Here is a 17447-nt window from a genome sequence, read left to right on the forward strand (position 1 = left end):
GTGGATCACCCAGGCGCGCGGCTCCTGTCGGCCGGTTGGCCCGCCCCGCTTCCCGATGGGACTCCATCTTCAGCGCCAGTCGCGAGGCCATTCCGGTCTAACGCGGCCGCATCGCGAGGGGAAGGCGCTATTTGTCCGCCTTCGCTGTATCTTCGGCCGGCTTCGGCGTTTCGGCACCCGGCGCGCTGTCGCGGCTTTCGAGCATTTCGGCGGCATCGTCGAGCGCCTTCGCCTCGCTGACAGTCACCCCGCCGGGACCGGGTTCATTGTCGGTGCGGCTGCACCCGGTGGCGAGGATCAGGATCGCGAGCGCCGCGCGCATCGTCCGGAGATCGGCTGTCACATAAGCTCCCATGAAAAAGGGCCCCATCCGCGAAGGATGGAGCCCCTGATAACAGCCCGAAGGCGTGCCGACGACTTACTTCTTGTCGTTGGCTTCGGCCTTCTTCGTTTCTTCGGCGATCTTGTCGCCGGCCTTGTCGGCGGCGTCGCCGGCAGCGTTCACCGTGCCTTCGACAGCGTTGCCGGCGTCCTTGGCGGCATCGGCGGTCGCATCGGCGGCTTCGCCTGCGGCAGCGGCGGTCGCGTCGGCAGCGCCCGCGGCAGCGTCCGCCGCGGCGTCGCCAGCGGCGGCGGCGTCATCGGCTGCCGACGTCGCGGTTTCCGACGCGGCGTCCTGGGTCTTTTCCGAGCAGGCGCCGAGGCTGAACGCAGCAGCGGCCATCGAAGCGATAATGATCTTGCGCATGGGTTTTCCTTTCGAATGCAATGGCCGGCGGCTTGGCCATGGCGCCAAGAGTTAACGGTGGATCAGGGGCTTGGCAACTGCGTCGCTTGATACCTGTCCCAAAAGAAAAAGGGGCCGCCGGCGAACCGGCGACCCCCCCATTTCTTCAGCCGAAAGGCCGACGAGAAGCTTACTTCTTGGCTTCTTCCAGCGCGCCCTTGGCAGCGTCGGCAGCTTCCTTGGCAGCGCCGGCAGCTTCGGTCGCCTTGTCGGCAGCCTTGGCAGCGTCGCCAGCAGCAGCGGCATCGCCAGCGGCTTCGGCAGCGGCACCGGCTTCGCCAGCGGCGGTAGCGGTTGCGTCGGCAGCGCCGGTTGCAGCTTCCATCGCGCCGTCAGCAGCGCCTTCGACGGTCGCAGCCGCGTCTTCGGTGGTCGCAGCGGCGTCGTCGGCAGCCTTGTCGGCGCAGGCGGCGAGGCCCAGCGAAGCGGCGAGGACGAGCGACAGAGTGATCGATTTCTTCATATTGGGAATACCCCTCTCGGTTTGAACTGATCGACCGGCGCAGGAACAGATCGATCCCGAAATGTGCCAATCGCGCGCAGAATTACCCCCTCGCCAAAAGCGGCGCAACGTCCTTTTTTCGAGAGCTTGCCTCTTTCGTCGCAATTCGGTCACGGCCTGATCGCGTCCCGCGGAAATTGTGGCGCGTGGCTCGGTTGACCGGATATAAAGAAAGCTTTATATGATGTTTCGTGAGCGAGCTTCTCGACATTTTCCGTGCCCTCGCGGATCCGACGCGCCTGCGAGTCGTCGCGCTTTTGCGCGAGATGGAGCTCGCGATCGGCGAGCTCGCGGTCGTGCTCGACCAGAGCCAGCCACGCGTGTCGCGCCACGTTCGTATCCTCGTCGAGGCCGGAATTGTCGAGCGGCGGCGCGAAGGAAGCTGGGTTTTCCTGCGCATTGTGGCGGGCGGGCCGGTGGCCGGGATCATCGTGCAGGCAGAAAAATGGCCGTTTTCGCCGCGCGAGGCGCGGGTGATTGCGCATGACGCGCGGCGGCTGGCGGCGGTTCGCGACGAACGCGCTGCCTCTGCCGAGCGCTATTTTGCCGAACATGCCGCCGAATGGGATGCGATCCGTTCGCGCCACGTCGCCGAAAGCGAGGTCGAGGCGGCGATGCTGGCGATGATGCACAATCGCCGACTGGGCCATTTGCTCGACATCGGCACGGGTACCGGCCGGATGGCGGAAATCTTCGCGCCGACCGCGCGGCGCATTACCGCGCTCGACCGCAGCCCCGAAATGCTCCGCATCGCGCGTACCAAGCTCGAGGGGCAGCCGGTTCCCGTCGACCTGCTCCAGGGCGATTTCCTGCACCTGCCCGTCGCCGATGCCAGCATCGACAGCATCGTCATCCACCAGGCGCTGCATTTCGCGCACGAACCCGACCGCGTGATCGGCGAGGCGAGCCGGGTGTTGCGCGGCGGCGGCCATTTGCTCGTCGTCGACTTTGCACCGCACGAGGATGAGGAATTGCGCAGCCTCGCCGCGCACGCGCGCCTTGGTTTCTCGGACGCGCAGATCCGCGGCTGGTTCGCTTCGGCCGGGCTGCTGCTCGAAACCACCCAGACGCTCGAAGGCGGGGAGCTGGCCGTGAAGCTATGGCTCGGCCGCCGTCGCAGCGACGAAGATCAACCCCCCGCCAGTGAAGGCGGACAAAGTAAAAGGCTTGCGGCATGACGTCGAATTTGAACTCGCTGGCAGAGGCGCGCCGCGCCGCGGCGTCGCCGCTGTTCGCCAATCTGGACGGCGATATCGGCGTCAGCTTCGAATTCTTCCCGCCCAAGACCGAGAAGATGGAAGCGCAGCTGTGGGATACGTTCCGTACGCTCGAACCGCTGGCACCGAGCTTCGTCTCGGTGACCTATGGCGCCGGCGGATCGACGCGCGAACGCACCCACGCAACGGTCGCGCGCATCGCCGCTGAAAGCGCGGTGCCGCCCGCGGCGCACCTGACCTGCGTCGAGGCGTCGCGCGCCGAGATCGACGAGGTGGCGCATGCCTATTGGGAAGCGGGCGTCCGGCATATCGTCGCGCTGCGCGGTGACGTTCCCGGCGGTGCTCCCTATCGCGCCCATCCCGATGGCTATGCCAATGCGATCGAACTGGTCGCGGGGCTGAAGGCGATCGCGCCCTTCGATATTTCGGTCGCCGCCTATCCGGAAACCCACCCTGACGCCGATTGCCCGCAATCGGACCTCGATAATCTCAAGCGCAAGCTCGACGCCGGGGCGACGCGCGCGATCACGCAATTTTTCTTCTCGCCCGACAGCTTCCTGCGCTTTCGCGACGCCGCCGCCGCGGCGGGCATCGACGCGCCGATCATTCCCGGTATATTGCCGGTTTCGAACGTGTCGCAGACACGCCGCATGGCCGATATGTGCGGCACCGCCATCCCGTCGTGGATGGTGTCGCTGTTCGAGGGGCTCGACGATCACCCCGCCGCGCGCCAGCTCGTCGCGGCGACGATCGCCGCCGAAATGTGCCGCCGCCTCTATGCGGGCGGGGTGCGCGACTTTCATTTCTACACCCTCAACCGGGCCGAACTCAGCTATGCCATCTGCCACCTGCTGGGACTGCGGCCGGTCTTGACCGCAAAGGATCAGGCAGCATGAACAGCGCGCGCGAAGCCCTGACAGCGGCGGCGAAGGATCGCATCCTGCTGACCGACGGCGGCTGGGGAACCCAGATCCAGCTCCGCAAGCTGGTCGAGGCCGATTATGCCGGATCGCTTGGCCTGTCGCACGACCAGAAGGGCAATAACGACATCCTCGCGCTGACGCGTCCCGACGTCGTCACCGCGATCGGCGAAGCCTATCTGGCGGCGGGGTCGGACATCGTGTCGACCAACACCTTCAGCGCGAACCGCATCAGCCAGGCCGATTATGGCGCCGAACATCTGGTCGCCGACATCAACCATGAAAGCGCACGGCTGGGCCGCGAGGCGGCGGACAAATATGAAGCGATGGACGGCCGCCGCCGTTTCATCGCGGGCGCGGTCGGGCCGACGAACAAGACGCTGTCGCTGTCGCCCGACGTCAACAACCCCGGCTATCGCGAGATCGATTTCGACGAGTTGAAGGCTGTCTACCTCGACCAGGTCGTCGCATTGGCCGAGGGCGGCGCCGACTTCATCCTGATCGAGACGATCTTCGACACGCTCAACGCCAAGGCGGGGATCGCCGCGACATTGGAAGCCGAGGCGAAGGTCGGGCGCGAGCTGCCGCTGATGATCTCGATGACGCTCACCGACCTGTCGGGCCGGAACCTGTCGGGACACACGGTCGAGGCCTTTTGGTATGCGGTGCGTCATGCGAAACCGCTGACGATCGGGCTCAACTGCTCGTTCGGCGCGTCGCAGTTGCGTCCGCATGTGAAAGTGCTGTCCGACATCGCCGATGCGCTCGTCATGGTCTATCCGAACGCCGGCCTGCCCAACGAACTCGGCGAATATGACGAGCTGCCCGACACGACCGCAGGGCTGGTGCGCGAATGGGCCGAGCACGGACAGGTCAACATCCTCGGCGGCTGCTGCGGCTCGACGCCCGCGCACATCGCGGCGATGGCGCGCGCGATCGAGGGCCTGCCCGGACGGGTGATCCCCGAAGTGCCGGTGCGCACGCGGCTCGCGGGGCTTGAGCCCTTCACCATGGCGGCCTGAACCGATGACCGACATTCCGACATGGACGATCCGGGAGGCCGGAGCCGACGACGCGGCGGCGCTCGCGCTGATCGGCGCGGCGACCTTCCTCGAAACCTTTGCAGGCATTCTCGATGGCGACGCGATCGTCGGCCACTGCGCGGCGCAGCACAATGCGGCTGCTTACGCGGCCTATCTGGCCGGCGGAGCGCGCGCGTGGCTCGCCGAGGCACAGCCGGGCGGCGCGCCGATCGGTTTCGCGCTGGTCGGCAAGCCCGACCTTGCCGCGGCGCTTGACGGCGATATCGAGCTGAAGCGCATCTATTCGCTTTCGCGCTTTCACGGCTCGGGCCTCGGCGCCGCGTTGATGCAACGCGCGCTGGAGGCCGCGCAGGGTCATCGCCGCCTGCTGCTCGGCGTCTATGCGCAGAACGACCGCGCGCTCGCCTTCTACCGAAAACAGGGGTTCGCCGACCTCGGTACGCGCCAGTTCAACGTCGGCGGCAAGCTCTACGACGATCTCGTCCTCGCTCGCCCGCTCGCCGCCTAATGCCCAGATTCAGGATATCCCGATGACCACCGCCGCTTCCTCCAGCTTCGTCAATATCGGCGAACGCACCAATGTTACCGGATCGGCGGCGTTCAAGAAGCTGATCCTCGCCGACGACTATACCGCGGCGGTCGAGGTCGCGCGCCAGCAGGTCGAGAACGGCGCTCAGGTCATCGACGTCAATATGGACGAGGGCCTGCTCGACGCCGAATATGCGATGACGACCTTCCTCAAGCTGATCGCCGCCGAGCCCGATATCGCGCGCATCCCGGTGATGATCGACAGCTCGAAATGGGATGTGATCGAGGCGGGGCTGAAGTGTGTGCCCGGCAAGCCGATCGTCAATTCGATCAGCATGAAGGAAGGTGAGGAGCAATTCCTGAACCATGCGCGCAAGTGCATGGCCTATGGTGCCGCGGTCGTCGTCATGGCGTTCGACGAGGTCGGACAGGCCGACACCAAAGAGCGCAAGATCGAGATTTGCGAGCGCGCCTACAAGCTGCTGATGACAATCGGCTTCCCGCCCGAGGACATCATCTTCGACCCGAACGTGTTCGCGGTCGCGACCGGGCTGGAAGAGCATGACAATTATGCGGTCGACTTCATCGAGGCGGTGAAGGAAATCCGCATCCGCTGCCCGCACGTCCATTTTTCGGGCGGCCTGTCAAACCTCTCCTTCGGTTTTCGCGGCAACGAGGTCGTGCGCCGCGCGATGCACAGCGTCTTCCTCTATTATGCGATCCCCGCCGGGCTCGACATGGCGATCGTCAACGCGGGGCAACTCGACGTCTACGACACGATCGATCCCGAACTGCGGCAGGCGGTCGAGGATGTCGTGCTCAACCGCAAGGTCGAAGGCGAGGCGGAATCGCCGACCGAACGGCTGATCGCGCTCGCCGAACGCTACAAGGGTACCAGCGCGGCGCAGGAAAAGGCGGCCGAGGAATGGCGCGGCTGGGCGGTCGAAAAACGGCTCGAACATGCGCTGGTCAAGGGCATCGACGCCTATGTCGTCGACGATACCGAGGAAATGCGCCTGCTGATGCCGCGCCCGATCGAGGTGATCGAAGGGCCGCTGATGGACGGCATGAACGTCGTCGGCGACCTGTTCGGATCGGGCAAGATGTTCCTGCCGCAGGTCGTCAAATCGGCACGCGTGATGAAGAAGGCGGTGGCGCACCTGCTGCCCTTTATCGAGGCGTCCAAAGAGCCGGGCGCGAAGGGCAAGGGCAAGGTCGTGATGGCGACCGTCAAGGGCGACGTCCACGACATCGGCAAGAATATCGTCGGCGTCGTGCTCCAGTGCAACGGCTTCGAGATCGTCGACCTCGGCGTGATGGTGCCCTGGTCGAAGATCCTCGAGGCGGCGAACGAGAATGACGCCGACATGATCGGCCTCTCGGGCCTCATCACCCCCTCGCTCGACGAAATGGTGACGGTCGCCGAGGAGATGCAGCGCGCGGGAATGACGATGCCGCTGCTGATCGGCGGCGCGACGACGTCGAAGGTTCACACCGCGCTGCGCATCGACCCCGCGTACAAGGGCCCGGTGCTCCACGTCCTCGACGCGAGCCGCGCGGTCGGGGTCGCGACCGCGCTCGTCAGCGACACCGGGCGCGACGCCTATGTGCAGGGTTACAAGGACGATTATGAGCATGTCCGCGACGTGCGCGCGGGCAAGGGGCAGAGCGTGCTGCATACGCTCGAAGAGGCGCGTGCCAATTATTACGACGCCTATCTCAGCGACAAGCCGGCGCCGCCGTTGCAGCCCGGGCTGCACCGTTTCGACGACTGGTCGCTCGAAGATTTGCGCGAATGTATCGACTGGACGCCCTTCTTCCGCGCGTGGGAATTGCACGGCACCTATCCGTCGATCCTTCAGGACGATGTGGTCGGCGAAACGGCGCAGGCGCTGAAAGCCGACGCCGACGCGATGCTCGACAAGCTGATCGCCGAGAAATGGCTGACCGCGCGCGGCGTCTGCGCCTTCTGGCCGTGTGCGCGCGATGGCGACAGCGTGACGATCCATCTCGCCGAGGAAGAACGTCATGTGACGCTCCCCTTCCTGCGCCAGCAGATCAAGAAGAGCCGCGACCGCGCCAATATGTGTCTCGCCGATTTCATCGATCCCGCGGGCGACTGGATGGGCGGCTTCGCGGTCGGCATCCACGGTATCGAACCCCATTCGGAGCGGTTCCGCGCCGACAAGGATGATTATTCGGATATCCTGCTGAAAGCGCTCGCCGACCGCTTCGCCGAGGCGTTCGCCGAGCGGCTGCACCAGCATGTCCGCACCACGCTGTGGGGCTATGCGCCCGGCGAGCAGCTCACCAACGAGGCGTTGATCAAGGAAGAATATCGGGGGATCCGGCCGGCGCCGGGCTATCCCGCCTGTCCCGACCACAGTTTGAAGCCGATCCTGTTCGACCTGCTGCAGGCGGGCGAAAATGCCGGGCTGGTGCTGACCGAAAGCTTTGCGATGCTGCCGACGGCGGCGGTGAGCGGATTCTATTTCGGGCATCCCGAAAGCCAGTATTTCGGCGTCGCCCGGATCGGGAGCGACCAGCTCGAAGATTATGCGCGGCGGCGCGGGGTCGATATCGAGACCGCGACGCGCTGGCTGCGGCCCAATCTGGATTAACCGGCGCGCGCCCGCCTGTCCGATAAGGGGACAGGCGGCGGATTAACCAGCTTCGCCAACGACTAAAGCGGCGAAAACGGTTATGGGGCGCGCATGTTCAAGGCAATTTTCCGCCGGCCGTTGCTGCCGCTGCTCGCCCTCCCGCTGCTTCTCGCGCCGGTGCCGCTGCCCGCACAGGCCGGGGCGGGGCCTTATGTGGTGGCCGAAAGCGGCCGCAGTTTCGGGCGGCTCCAGGATGCGGTCGATGCGATCGGCGAAGGCGAGGGGACGATCCGTGTTGCCCCGGGCTATCACCGCGACTGCGCGGTGCAGACTGCGGGCCGCATTGCGTTTGTTGCGGTCGAACCCGGCCGCGCGATCTTCGACGGCGTGACCTGCGAGGGCAAGGCGGCGCTCGTGCTGCGCGGCGACGGAGCGCGGGTCGACGGCATCGTGTTCCAGAATATGCGCGTCCCCGACGGCAATGGCGCGGGCATCCGCCTCGAAACAAGCGACCTCGACGTCGTCAACAGCCTGTTCCGTAACAGCGAGGAAGGCATTCTCTCGGCCGACGACCCCGAAGCCACGCTGACGATCGACCGGTCGACCTTCTCGCGCCTCGGCCGCTGCGATCGCGGCCTCAGCTGTGCGCACAGCGTCTACACCGGCATCTATGGCCGCGTCGTCGTCACGCGCAGCCGCTTCGAAAAGGGCAGCGGCGGCCATTATCTGAAGACGCGTGCGATTGCAGTCGACATCAACGACAACAGCTTCGACGACACGCAGGGCAAGGCGACCAATTATATGATCGACCTGCCGTCGGGATCGGTCGGGCGGATCGCGAACAATCTGTTCGTGCAGGGGCGCGACAAGGAAAATTATTCGGCGCTGATCGCGGTCGCCGCCGAAGAGCGCAAGAACCCGTCGCGCGGCCTGTCGATCGCCGGCAACCGGGCGAGCCTGCCCGCCGGGATCGATCGCAAGTCGGTGTTCGTCGCCGACTGGAGCGGCGAGGCACTGGCGATCGGCGCGAACGAACTGGGTGCGGGGCTGACGCGCTTCGAGAAAAGGTGAGGCTTAGGCCTCGCCGCGTGTTTCGATGAGCGAAGCGGCGAGCGCTTCGGCAGGGGTCTTGCCGCCCCACAGCACGAACTGGAACACCGGGTAGAAACGCTCGCACTCGTCGATCGCGCTTTCGATCAGCGTTTCGGTGAGGTCGAGCGAAAGCGAGGCCTCGCTGCCGACGAGCATCCCGTGACGGAAAAGCACCGTGCCGCTGTTCGACCACAGCTCGAAATGGCCGAGCCAGAGCTGTTCGTTGATCATCGCCAGCGCCTCGTGCGCGACCGCACGCTTGTCCTCGACGACGCGGATGTCGGGAAAGGCGAGGAGCTGGATCACGCCGTCGTCGGCGCGCCACACCGCGCGCAGCTCATAGGTCGTCCAGCTGCCCTGCGCGGTCGCGACGATCTCGTCCTCGCCGACCATCTCGTGCGGCCAGTCGTGCGCGGCGAAATAGGACGCCAGCATCTCCATCGGTGCCGCGTCCTGTCCGTCTTCGTCGTCGTAGATATCGTCACTCATGCGCGCGCCTTAGCCCGGATGGCGTGGCGACGCGAGTCCGCGTCCCGTGCCATCCGGGGAATAATCTGTGTACAATCGGCAAAAGGCGCTGCGGGGCGCCTCAGGCCTTGGGCTTGCGCGCCGCAGGCTTGGCAGCGGGTTTCGCGGCCGGCTTCGCCGCAGCGGGCTTGGTCGCAGCCTTTGGCGCTGCAGCAGCCTTGGGCGCGGCAGCGGGCTTCACGCCTTCGAGCTTGTCGAGGCGCGCTTTCAGCGCTTCGGCTTCGGCGCGCGCGGTGGCGGCCATTTTTTTCACCGCCTCGAATTCCTCGCGGCTGACGAAATCCATGCGGCCGACCCATTCCTTGGCGCGGTCGCGCATCGCGGACTCGGCCTCGCGGCCTGCGCCCGCCACGGTTCCGGCGATGCCGTTCACCATCTTGGCCAGATCGTCGAAAAAGCGGTTTTCGCTCTGCATCTCATATTCCTTCGTCGGGGGAGTTTCCCCTTGCCGTCACCCTATTTGGGTGCTGGCGGCGGGGACGACAAGCCCCTTGTTTTCGGCATTCGGATTGCGCTGGTCGATCTGGAAATTGAGGATCGCGGCAAAGCTGAGCCAGATCATATAAGGGACGAGCAACCACGCCGCGGCCTTGCGGATGGGCGCAAAGGCAAAGGCGGTCGCGATCGTCACCATCAGGATGAAGATGATCAGGTAGAGCGCGGTCGTCACCTGATGCTGCCCGAAGAACAAAGGCGACCAGGCGAAATTGGCGATGAGCTGGACGAAGAAGAGCAGGAGCGCAAAACCGCGTCCCTTTGCGCCGCGCGCGTGGAGGATCATCGCGAGCGACAGGCCAAGACAGATATAGAGGATCGGCCAGACGGTGCCGAAGACCCAGCCCGGCGGCGTGATCGGCGGAAGGTCGAGCGAGGCGAACCAGCGATTGTTGTAGCCGCTGTTCGACAGCAGCCCCATCAGGCTGCCGATCAGCACGATCGCCGGAACGGTGACGAGCGCCCAGCGCAAATAGGACATGCGAAGCTGGCCCGGCGTTGCGATTTCGGTCATGTCCGCAATATCCCCCACATGCGAATCCGTTGCATTTGTGTCGCGATTGTGCGGCGCAGCGTCAAGCGCCTCGCTTCACAGCCGCGATCAGAAATTCGACATTGCCTTCGGGACCGGTGATCGGGCTTTCGACAAGGTCGGCCACGTCCCAGCCTTCGCCGGTCAGCCATTCGCGGACTTTGTCGCAGACACGCGCGTGCACCGCGGCGTCGCGCACGACGCCTTTCTTGCCGACTTCGTGGCGTTCGGCCTCGAACTGCGGCTTGATCAGCGCGACGATGCGCGCGCCGGGCTTTGCGAAGCTCATCGGTACCGGCAGAACCTTCGACAGCGCGATGAAGCTCGCGTCGCAGACGATCAGGTCGACGGGCTCCGGGATATGGTCCTCAGTGAGGATCCGCGCGCTCGTCTGTTCGTGGACGATGACGCGATCGTCCTGCCGCAGCTTCCACGCGAGCTGGTTGGTACCCGAATCGACGGCGTAAACGCGCGCTGCACCCCGGCTGAGCAACACGTCGGTGAAGCCGCCCGTCGACGATCCGACGTCGATCGCGACCGCGCCCGTGACGTCCCAGTCAAGGTGCGTGAGCGCGTGATCGAGCTTGATCCCGCCGCGCGACACCCAAGGGTGGTCGCGGCCCTTGACGCTGATCTCGGCGTCGTCGGCGATCTGCTGTCCCGCCTTGTCGATCTTGCGGTCGCCGACAAAGGCCAGCCCCGCGAGGATCAGCGCCTGCGCACGCGTCCGGCTTTCGGCGAGGCCGCGGTCGACGAGCAACTGGTCGGCGCGCTGTTTCGCCATCAGCGTTCTACCTTGTCGGTCAGCATCGTGGGGGTCAGGATCTGCGGCAGGATTTCGGGCTTCGCGGCGCCCGGCGCGTACCAGAGGTAGAGCGGCACGCTGTTGCGGCCATGCTCGGCCAGCGTGCGCGTGATGACCGGATCGCCGTTCGTCCAGTCGCCGACGAGCGTCACGACGCCGGCCTTGTCGAACGCCTTTTGCACCGCCTCGCGGTTGATCGCGCCCGCTTCGTTCGCCTTGCACGACAGGCACCAGTCGGCGGTGAAATAGACGAAGACGGGCTTGCCGGTCGCGCGCGCCTTGGCGAGGGCGTCGGGCGAGAAGGTCGATCCCGCGGCGCCGGTCGTGCGCTCGGCGTCGGCGACTTCGCCGACCGTGCCGGCGAGGCTGCCCATGAAGAGCAAGCCGGCAGCGATCAGCAGCCACGAACGGCGGTCGCCGCGCTGGATCGCGCCATAATGGGTGAACAGGACGACCGCCATGGCGACCGCAACCGCGGGCCATGCGAGCTGCGACCCGCTGCCGAGCTGGCGCCACAGCAGCCATGCCAGTCCCAGCGCCGTCAGGCCCATCGGCAGCGCCATCCATTTGCGGAATTTGCCCATCCACGGCCCCGGCTTCGGCAGGCGATTGCGGAGCGCCGGGACGAAGCCGATCGCGAGGAAGGGCAGGGCAAGCCCCAGCCCCAGCCCGCCGAAGATCGGCAGCGCGGCCCATGCGGGCAGCGCCAGTGTCGCACCGAGCGCGGCACCGAGCAGCGGCCCGCTGCACGGCGTCGCCACGAAGGCGGCCAGCGCACCGGTCCAGAAGCCGCCGGCCGCACCGCCCTTGTCGGCCAGTGTCTGTCCGCCGCCGAAGGAGGGCAATTCATAGGCGCCGAGCAGGTTCAGGGTGATCGCGAGCGCGAGGATCAGCAGCGCCAGCACGCTCAGCGGATGCTGCAACTGGAACGCCCAGCCGACCTGTTCGCCTGCGGCGCGCAGCAGGAGCAGTGCGCCGCCGAGCAGGAGCGCGGTGACGATCGCCCCCGCGGTATAGGCAAGCGCCTCGACCTTCGCGGCACGCGCATCGCTGCCCGAGCGCGCGAGGCTCAGTGCCTTGAGGCTGAGGATCGGGAAGACGCACGGCATCAGGTTGAGGATCAGCCCGCCGAGGATCGCGCCGCCGAGCGCGGTCCAGAACAGGCCTGCGTCGATGCCTTTCGCCGACCCTGCAATCGGTTCGCCTGCGGCGGGTACCGTGCCGGGTTCGAGTTGCAACGACAGGCCGCGCCCGTCGCCGAGTTTCAGCAGTGCCGAAACCGCGCCGGTCTTCTCGCCCTTGGCGCGCGCTTCGACAATGATGCGATCGCCGTTGCGGCTGAAGCGCTGCGGCGCGGCATAGTCGATGACGTCCTGCGTCTCGACGAACAGATGCGGCGCGTCGACCGTGGTGCTTGCGGGAAGCGGGATAGCGAAGCGCAGCAGGTCGCCGCGCCGTTCCCACGTGCCGTGGCGATCGAGCGGCTGCGGCAGCAGCGCGCGCCAGCTATCGAAGCGCGTGCGCTCGGCGGGAGCGATCTTGCCGTCGCCCGCCTTCAGCGCGACCGAAATCACCGCCTTTTCGGGAACGCATACCTTGTCGGTGCAGGCGAGCCAGTTGGCGACCCCCGACAGGGTGAGGTCGGTGCCGGGGGCAACGCTCTTGTCGACCTGCACCTCGGCGAGCAGCGCGTAGGGATGTTCGTAGACATGGTTCATCATGCCGAAGAGGATCAGCGCGTCGGGCACCGGATAGCGAAAGGGGGCGATCGTGACGCCTTCGGGCGCGTTCCATTCGACCGACAGGCCGAACCCCGCGTCGCCGCCATTGACCCAATAGCCGTGCCATGTCTTGTCGGGCGCCATGGTGAGCGCGAGCGTCGTCGCGCCGCCCGGCGCGGGCGCCGCCGACTCGGCAACCAGCTTCGGCTGGATATGCGTCGATTGCGCCGCCGCCGGGCTGAAGGCGCCGAGCATAGAGGCCAGCACCGCCAATAATGCCAGCACCGCACGCCGTGCGCGTGTCACAAAAGCCTCACTTAGCAAATTCATGGCCCGTCCGCAGCTGTTCACCCTTCGAAGGCTTGCCATATAGGCGGCTTTCGACGAGAGGACAGCCCGCGCTGACACCCCTCTTTTTCGGAGACGCCGTCCGTGAAGCTGAAATATCTGACCACCGCCCTCGCCGCCGTGCTTTGCGTTGCCGCCGCCGGAACCGGAATCGCACAGGATACGGCGCCGCCAGCCCCCAAGGTGACGGCAATGACCCCGGCGCCGAAGCTGGTGGTGATGATCGCGGTCGACCAGTTTTCGGCCGACCTGTTCGCCGAATATCGCGGCAGCTTCACCGGCGGGCTCGCGCGGCTCGCTTCGGGGATCGTCTTCCCGTCGGGCTATCAGGCGCATGGCGCGACCGAAACCTGCCCGGGGCATTCGACGATCCTGACCGGCAGCCACCCCGCGCGCACCGGGATCGTCGCCAACCATTATTTCGACCTGTCGGCGGCGCGCGAGGACAAGCGCATCTATTGCGCCGAGGACGAGAGCGTGCCGGGAACCAGCTCGGGCAACAATAAATATGCGCCGTCGGTGGAGCATCTGCTCGTCCCGACGCTCGGCGACCTGATGAAGGCGCGCGATCCGAAGGCGCAGGTCGTTTCGGTTTCGGGCAAGGATCGTTCGGCGATCATGATGGGCGGCCGGCAAGCCGACGAGCTGATGTGGCTCGCGCCCACCGGGCTCACCAGCTATCGCGGCACCACCTTGTCGCCGACGGCGCAGCAGGCGAGTGCCGCGATCGCCGCGGCGATCAACCAGCCGCGCGCCGCGCTGGCGCTGCCCGCCGATTGCGCCGCCAATGACATCGCGATCCCGCTCGAAAAGGGCGGATCGGTCGGCACTGGCCGGATGGCGCGCGATGCTGGCGACTTCCGCCGCTTCCAGGCGTCGCCCGAGGCCGACGGCGCCGTGCTCGCGACCGCCGCGGCGCTGCGCCAGGTGCGCAAGATGGGCGAGGGGACAAGCACCGACCTCCTCATCCTCGGCCTGTCGGCGACCGACTATGTCGGCCACAGCACGGGCACCGAAGGCAGCGAAATGTGCCTCCAGATGGCGGGTCTCGACCGCGAGCTCGGCGATTTCTTCGCGCGGCTTGACGCGACGGGGATCGACTATGTCGTTGCGTTGACCGCCGACCATGGCGGCCATGACCTGCCCGAACGCAACCGCCAGAATGCCTGGCCCGACGCGCAGCGGGTCGACAAGGCGCTCGACCCCGCGGCAATGGGCAAGGCGGTTGCGGAGAAGCTCGGCCTGCCGCAGCCGCTCCTCTACGGCGACGGCGGCGATTATTATCTCGCGAAGACGCTGACCGCAGCGCAGCGCAAGGCGGCGCTCGCCGAACTGCTCCCGCGCCTGCGTGCGCACCCGCAGATCGAGGCGGTGGTGACGCGCGAGGAACTCGCGGCGCATCCGGTGTCGAAGCGCGCGCCCGATACCTGGTCGCTGATGGACAAGCTCCGCGCCTCCTATCACCCGCAGCGGTCGGGCGACTTCATCATCGCGCTCAAGCCTCGGGTCACCCCGATTCCGGAATCGGGCATCGGATATGTCGCGACGCACGGGTCGGTGTGGGACTATGACCGCCGCGTGCCGATTCTCTTCTGGCGCAAGGGTCTCACCGCGTTCGAACAGCCGAATGCGGTGATGACGGTCGATATCATGCCGACGCTGGCGTCGGTGATCGGCCTGCCCGTCGATGCGGGAAAGATCGACGGCCGCTGCCTCGACCTGTTGTCGGGTCCCGAGAGCAGCTGCCGCTAAAGGACAAGAAAAGAAGGACCTATGACCAAAGCTTTGCGGAATTTTTCCGGCCGTCTCCTGCTGGTCGGCTGCGGCAACATGGCGGGCGCGATGCTCGATCGCTGGCTGGCGGCGGGGCTCGACCCGGCGCTGGTCGCGATCGTCGACCCCTATGCGGCGCCGCGCGCCGGTATCGTCCAGCACGCGTCGCTCGGCGAATGGCAGGCCGCGGGGGGCGCCGCCGACTGGATCATGCTCGGCATGAAGCCGCAGCAGCTCGGCGATGTCGCCGATATCCTCGCACCGCTCGCCACCGGTGAGGTCCACCTGCTCTCGATCCTTGCGGGCGTGTCGCTGTCCGACCTTGCGGCGCGCTTCCCCGACGCCGGGGCGCAGGTCCGCATCCTGCCCAACCTTGCCGCGCGGATCGGTGCCGGCGTGTCGGCGGTGGCGACGCTCGGCGACGCCGACGCCAAGGCGATCAATGCGCTGCTCGACCCGCTCGGGCAGACGGTGATTCTTGCCGACGATTCGACGATGGACCTTGTCACCGCCTTTACCGGCAGCGGCCCCGCCTTCGTGTTCCGGTTGATCGAATCCTATGCGGCCGCGGGCGAACGCCTTGGCCTCTCGGCGGAGGATGCGCTGGCGCTGGCGACCGCGACCTTCGGCGGCGCGACCGCATTGCTCGCCGACAGCGGCGAAAAGCCCGGCGTGCTGATCGCGCAGGTCGCAAGCAAGGGCGGCACAACGCAGGCGGGCCTCGACGTGCTCGACAGCGACGGCCAGCTCGCCGCGCTGCTCACCAATGTGCTGCGCGCGGCGCGCGACCGCGGGCGCGAGCTCGCCGATATCGCGCGCGGCGAGGGCTGAGCTAGCCCCCGTCCTTTCCGAGCATCGCGATCCGGCGGCGCTCGCGCGGCGGCACCAGCGCTTCGCTGACCTGCCAGAAGCCCGTCACCGCTTGTTGCCCTGCGTGGGTGTAAGCGCGGCTCATCGTGTCGCGCAGCGTGGTGAAGATCGCGCTCTCGGCTGCGCGGCCGGCGTCGGTCAGGCGCAGCTCCTTCTGGCGGCGATCGCGGTTTCCGGGGCGCGTCGTCAGAAATTCGCGCGCCTCCAGCTCCTTCACGACGCGGCCGAGCGATTGCTTGGTGATGCCGAGCAGCGCGAGCAGGTCCGAAATCGTCAGCCCGGGTTGCCGCGCGATGAAATAGAGTGCGCGATAATGCGCGCGCCCCAATTCCTTTTCGGCCAGCCGCGCGTCGATCGCGCGCCACAGCGATGCGTGCGCGAAAAACAGAAATTCGATGCCGCGGCGTACCTCGTCTTCACGCAAGAAAAGGGCAGAGGCGGCGGGTACTTGTGAAAGAAAATTGTCATCCGGCATAGCCACTACCGTTGCGCGCCGCGCCGGTCTTTGGCAAGAGGCGCGCTCCTTAAACCCCAAAACCACAGGTGTTTTCGCATGTCCGCTCCCGCCTTCACCCATCTGCCGCACCCCAATCTGATCGCGGACGATGTACGGGCGGCGGCGATCGCCGACCCGGCGTTCGGGCGCGTCTTCACCGACCATATGGTGTCGATCCGCTATACCGAGGGACAGGGCTGGCACGATGCGCAGGTGATGCCGCGCGGGCCGCTGACGCTCGATCCCGCGACCGCGGTGCTCCATTATGCGCAGGAAATCTTCGAGGGGCTGAAGGCGTATCGCCTCGACGACGGCTCGATGGCGCTGTTCCGGCCGGAGGCCAATGCTGCGCGCTTCAACGCGAGCGCACGCCGCATGGCGATGGCCGAACTGCCCGAAGAATTGTTCATCGCCGCGGTGAAGGAAGCCGTCGCCGCCGACGCGAGCTGGTTCCCGCCGGTCGACGGCGGCGCGCTGTACCTGCGTCCCTTCATGTTCGCGAGCGAGGTGTTCCTCGGCGTCAAACCCGCGGCCGAATATCAGTTCCTCGTCATCACCTCGCCCGTCGGCAATTATTTCAAGTCGGGCGCGCCCGCGATCTCGCTGTGGGTGTCGGAGGATTATACCCGCGCCGCGCCCGGCGGCACCGGCGCCGCCAAATGCGGCGGCAACTATGCCTCCAGCCTTGTCGCGCAACGCGAGGCGATCGCCAAGGGGCACGACCAGGTCGTCTTCCTCGACGCCGCCGAACATCGCTGGATCGAGGAACTGGGCGGCATGAACATGTTCTTCGTGTTCGACGACGGCAGCATCGTCACCCCGCCGCTGACCGGCACGATCCTGCCGGGGATCACGCGCGACGCGATCATCACGCTGGCGCGCGACGCCGGGCTGACGGTGCGCGAGGAACCCTATGCGATCGATCAGTGGCAGGCCGATGCGGAAAGCGGCAAGCTGACCGAAAGCTTCGCCTGCGGTACCGCCGCGGTGGTGACCCCGGTCGGCAAGGTGACGCGCGGAGAGAGCAGCTTCACGATCGGCGCGGGCGGTCCGGGGCAGGTGACAACGAAGCTCAAGGACAAGCTCGTCGACATCCAGCGCGGCCGCGCCGAAGATCCCTACGGCTGGGTTACGCGGCTTTAAGTCGCCAACTTGCCATTCATGTCGGGCGCGCTATAGACGCGCTC

At 66.5% G+C, this 17447-nt stretch carries 18 protein-coding genes and 1 riboswitch; of the genes, 9 read left to right on the plus strand and 9 right to left on the minus strand.

Going from position 1 to position 17447, the window contains the following annotated elements; translation table 11 throughout:
- Nucleotides 1–93, minus strand: a riboswitch (ZMP/ZTP riboswitch).
- 34 nt (nucleotides 94–127) lie between these two features.
- The 3 genes from ACIPPQ_RS02675 to ACIPPQ_RS02685 all read right to left on the minus strand — a co-directional run bounded on the left by ACIPPQ_RS02675 (nucleotide 128) and on the right by ACIPPQ_RS02685 (nucleotide 1250).
- Nucleotides 128–343 carry a hypothetical protein gene (locus tag ACIPPQ_RS02675; protein ID WP_446542658.1) on the minus strand — a complete coding sequence of 72 codons (216 nt, stop codon included), beginning with the start codon at nucleotides 341–343 and terminating at the stop codon, nucleotides 128–130.
- A 75-nt stretch (nucleotides 344–418) separates the two neighbouring features.
- A complete protein-coding gene (locus ACIPPQ_RS02680; protein ID WP_446542659.1) occupies nucleotides 419–748 on the minus strand; it encodes an entericidin EcnAB in 330 nt (109 codons plus the stop codon).
- A 169-nt stretch (nucleotides 749–917) separates the two neighbouring features.
- Complete coding sequence (locus ACIPPQ_RS02685; protein WP_446542660.1) at nucleotides 918–1250, minus strand: hypothetical protein; 333 nt, start codon at nucleotides 1248–1250, stop codon at nucleotides 918–920.
- A 230-nt stretch (nucleotides 1251–1480) separates the two neighbouring features.
- Between ACIPPQ_RS02685 and ACIPPQ_RS02690 the strand changes: the two genes are divergently transcribed.
- The 6 genes from ACIPPQ_RS02690 to ACIPPQ_RS02715 all read left to right on the plus strand — a co-directional run bounded on the left by ACIPPQ_RS02690 (nucleotide 1481) and on the right by ACIPPQ_RS02715 (nucleotide 8671).
- Complete coding sequence (locus tag ACIPPQ_RS02690) at nucleotides 1481–2467, plus strand: ArsR/SmtB family transcription factor (protein ID WP_446542661.1); 987 nt, start codon at nucleotides 1481–1483, stop codon at nucleotides 2465–2467.
- Entirely contained in the window at nucleotides 2464–3402 is a 939-nt protein-coding gene (gene metF / locus ACIPPQ_RS02695) for a methylenetetrahydrofolate reductase (protein WP_446542662.1), read from the plus strand. The genes ACIPPQ_RS02690 and metF overlap by 4 nt, the downstream gene beginning before the upstream one ends.
- Nucleotides 3399–4448: a homocysteine S-methyltransferase family protein gene (locus ACIPPQ_RS02700; RefSeq protein WP_446542663.1), complete on the plus strand. Its 1050-nt coding sequence runs from the start codon at nucleotides 3399–3401 to the stop codon at nucleotides 4446–4448. The genes metF and ACIPPQ_RS02700 overlap by 4 nt, the downstream gene beginning before the upstream one ends.
- Before the next feature lie 4 nt (nucleotides 4449–4452).
- Nucleotides 4453–4977, plus strand: a complete 525-nt coding sequence (locus ACIPPQ_RS02705; protein ID WP_446542664.1) for an N-acetyltransferase family protein — start codon at nucleotides 4453–4455, stop codon at nucleotides 4975–4977.
- Nucleotides 4978–4999: 22 nt separating this feature from the next.
- Nucleotides 5000–7618, plus strand: a complete 2619-nt coding sequence (gene metH / locus ACIPPQ_RS02710; protein WP_446542665.1) for a methionine synthase — start codon at nucleotides 5000–5002, stop codon at nucleotides 7616–7618.
- Nucleotides 7619–7711: 93 nt separating this feature from the next.
- Complete coding sequence (locus tag ACIPPQ_RS02715) at nucleotides 7712–8671, plus strand: right-handed parallel beta-helix repeat-containing protein (RefSeq protein WP_446542666.1); 960 nt, start codon at nucleotides 7712–7714, stop codon at nucleotides 8669–8671.
- Nucleotides 8672–8674: 3 nt separating this feature from the next.
- On the opposite strand, the gene ACIPPQ_RS02720 is transcribed toward ACIPPQ_RS02715, so the two are convergent.
- The 5 genes from ACIPPQ_RS02720 to ACIPPQ_RS02740 all read right to left on the minus strand — a co-directional run bounded on the left by ACIPPQ_RS02720 (nucleotide 8675) and on the right by ACIPPQ_RS02740 (nucleotide 13103).
- Nucleotides 8675–9181: a YbjN domain-containing protein gene (locus tag ACIPPQ_RS02720; RefSeq protein ID WP_327453647.1), complete on the minus strand. Its 507-nt coding sequence runs from the start codon at nucleotides 9179–9181 to the stop codon at nucleotides 8675–8677.
- A gap of 100 nt (nucleotides 9182–9281) precedes the next feature.
- Nucleotides 9282–9635 carry an accessory factor UbiK family protein gene (locus ACIPPQ_RS02725; protein ID WP_446542667.1) on the minus strand — a complete coding sequence of 118 codons (354 nt, stop codon included), beginning with the start codon at nucleotides 9633–9635 and terminating at the stop codon, nucleotides 9282–9284.
- Between the two features lie 36 nt (nucleotides 9636–9671).
- A complete protein-coding gene (locus ACIPPQ_RS02730) occupies nucleotides 9672–10229 on the minus strand; it encodes a TspO/MBR family protein (protein ID WP_327453651.1) in 558 nt (185 codons plus the stop codon).
- A gap of 61 nt (nucleotides 10230–10290) precedes the next feature.
- Nucleotides 10291–11031: a TlyA family RNA methyltransferase gene (locus ACIPPQ_RS02735; protein WP_446542668.1), complete on the minus strand. Its 741-nt coding sequence runs from the start codon at nucleotides 11029–11031 to the stop codon at nucleotides 10291–10293.
- Nucleotides 11031–13103, minus strand: coding sequence for a protein-disulfide reductase DsbD family protein (locus ACIPPQ_RS02740; RefSeq protein WP_446542669.1), 2073 nt, complete (start codon nucleotides 13101–13103; stop codon nucleotides 11031–11033). Before ACIPPQ_RS02740 ends, ACIPPQ_RS02735 begins: the two co-directional genes overlap by 1 nt.
- Before the next feature lie 117 nt (nucleotides 13104–13220).
- On the opposite strand from ACIPPQ_RS02740, the gene ACIPPQ_RS02745 reads away from it, so the two are divergent.
- Nucleotides 13221–14873 (plus strand): alkaline phosphatase family protein, encoded by a 1653-nt coding sequence (locus ACIPPQ_RS02745; RefSeq protein WP_446543099.1) that lies wholly within the window; start codon nucleotides 13221–13223, stop codon nucleotides 14871–14873.
- Nucleotides 14874–14894: 21 nt separating this feature from the next.
- Nucleotides 14895–15725: a pyrroline-5-carboxylate reductase family protein gene (locus tag ACIPPQ_RS02750; protein ID WP_446542670.1), complete on the plus strand. Its 831-nt coding sequence runs from the start codon at nucleotides 14895–14897 to the stop codon at nucleotides 15723–15725.
- 1 nt (nucleotide 15726) lies between these two features.
- Here ACIPPQ_RS02750 and ACIPPQ_RS02755 read toward each other — a convergent pair whose 3' ends face one another.
- A complete protein-coding gene (locus tag ACIPPQ_RS02755; protein ID WP_446542671.1) occupies nucleotides 15727–16239 on the minus strand; it encodes a MarR family winged helix-turn-helix transcriptional regulator in 513 nt (170 codons plus the stop codon).
- A gap of 78 nt (nucleotides 16240–16317) precedes the next feature.
- Here ACIPPQ_RS02755 and ACIPPQ_RS02760 point away from each other — a divergent pair, with 78 nt between their 5' ends.
- Nucleotides 16318–17403: a branched-chain amino acid aminotransferase gene (locus tag ACIPPQ_RS02760; protein ID WP_446542672.1), complete on the plus strand. Its 1086-nt coding sequence runs from the start codon at nucleotides 16318–16320 to the stop codon at nucleotides 17401–17403.
- Nucleotides 17404–17447 lie beyond the last annotated feature (44 nt).

The organism is Sphingopyxis sp. LARHCG72 (assembly GCF_052871675.1).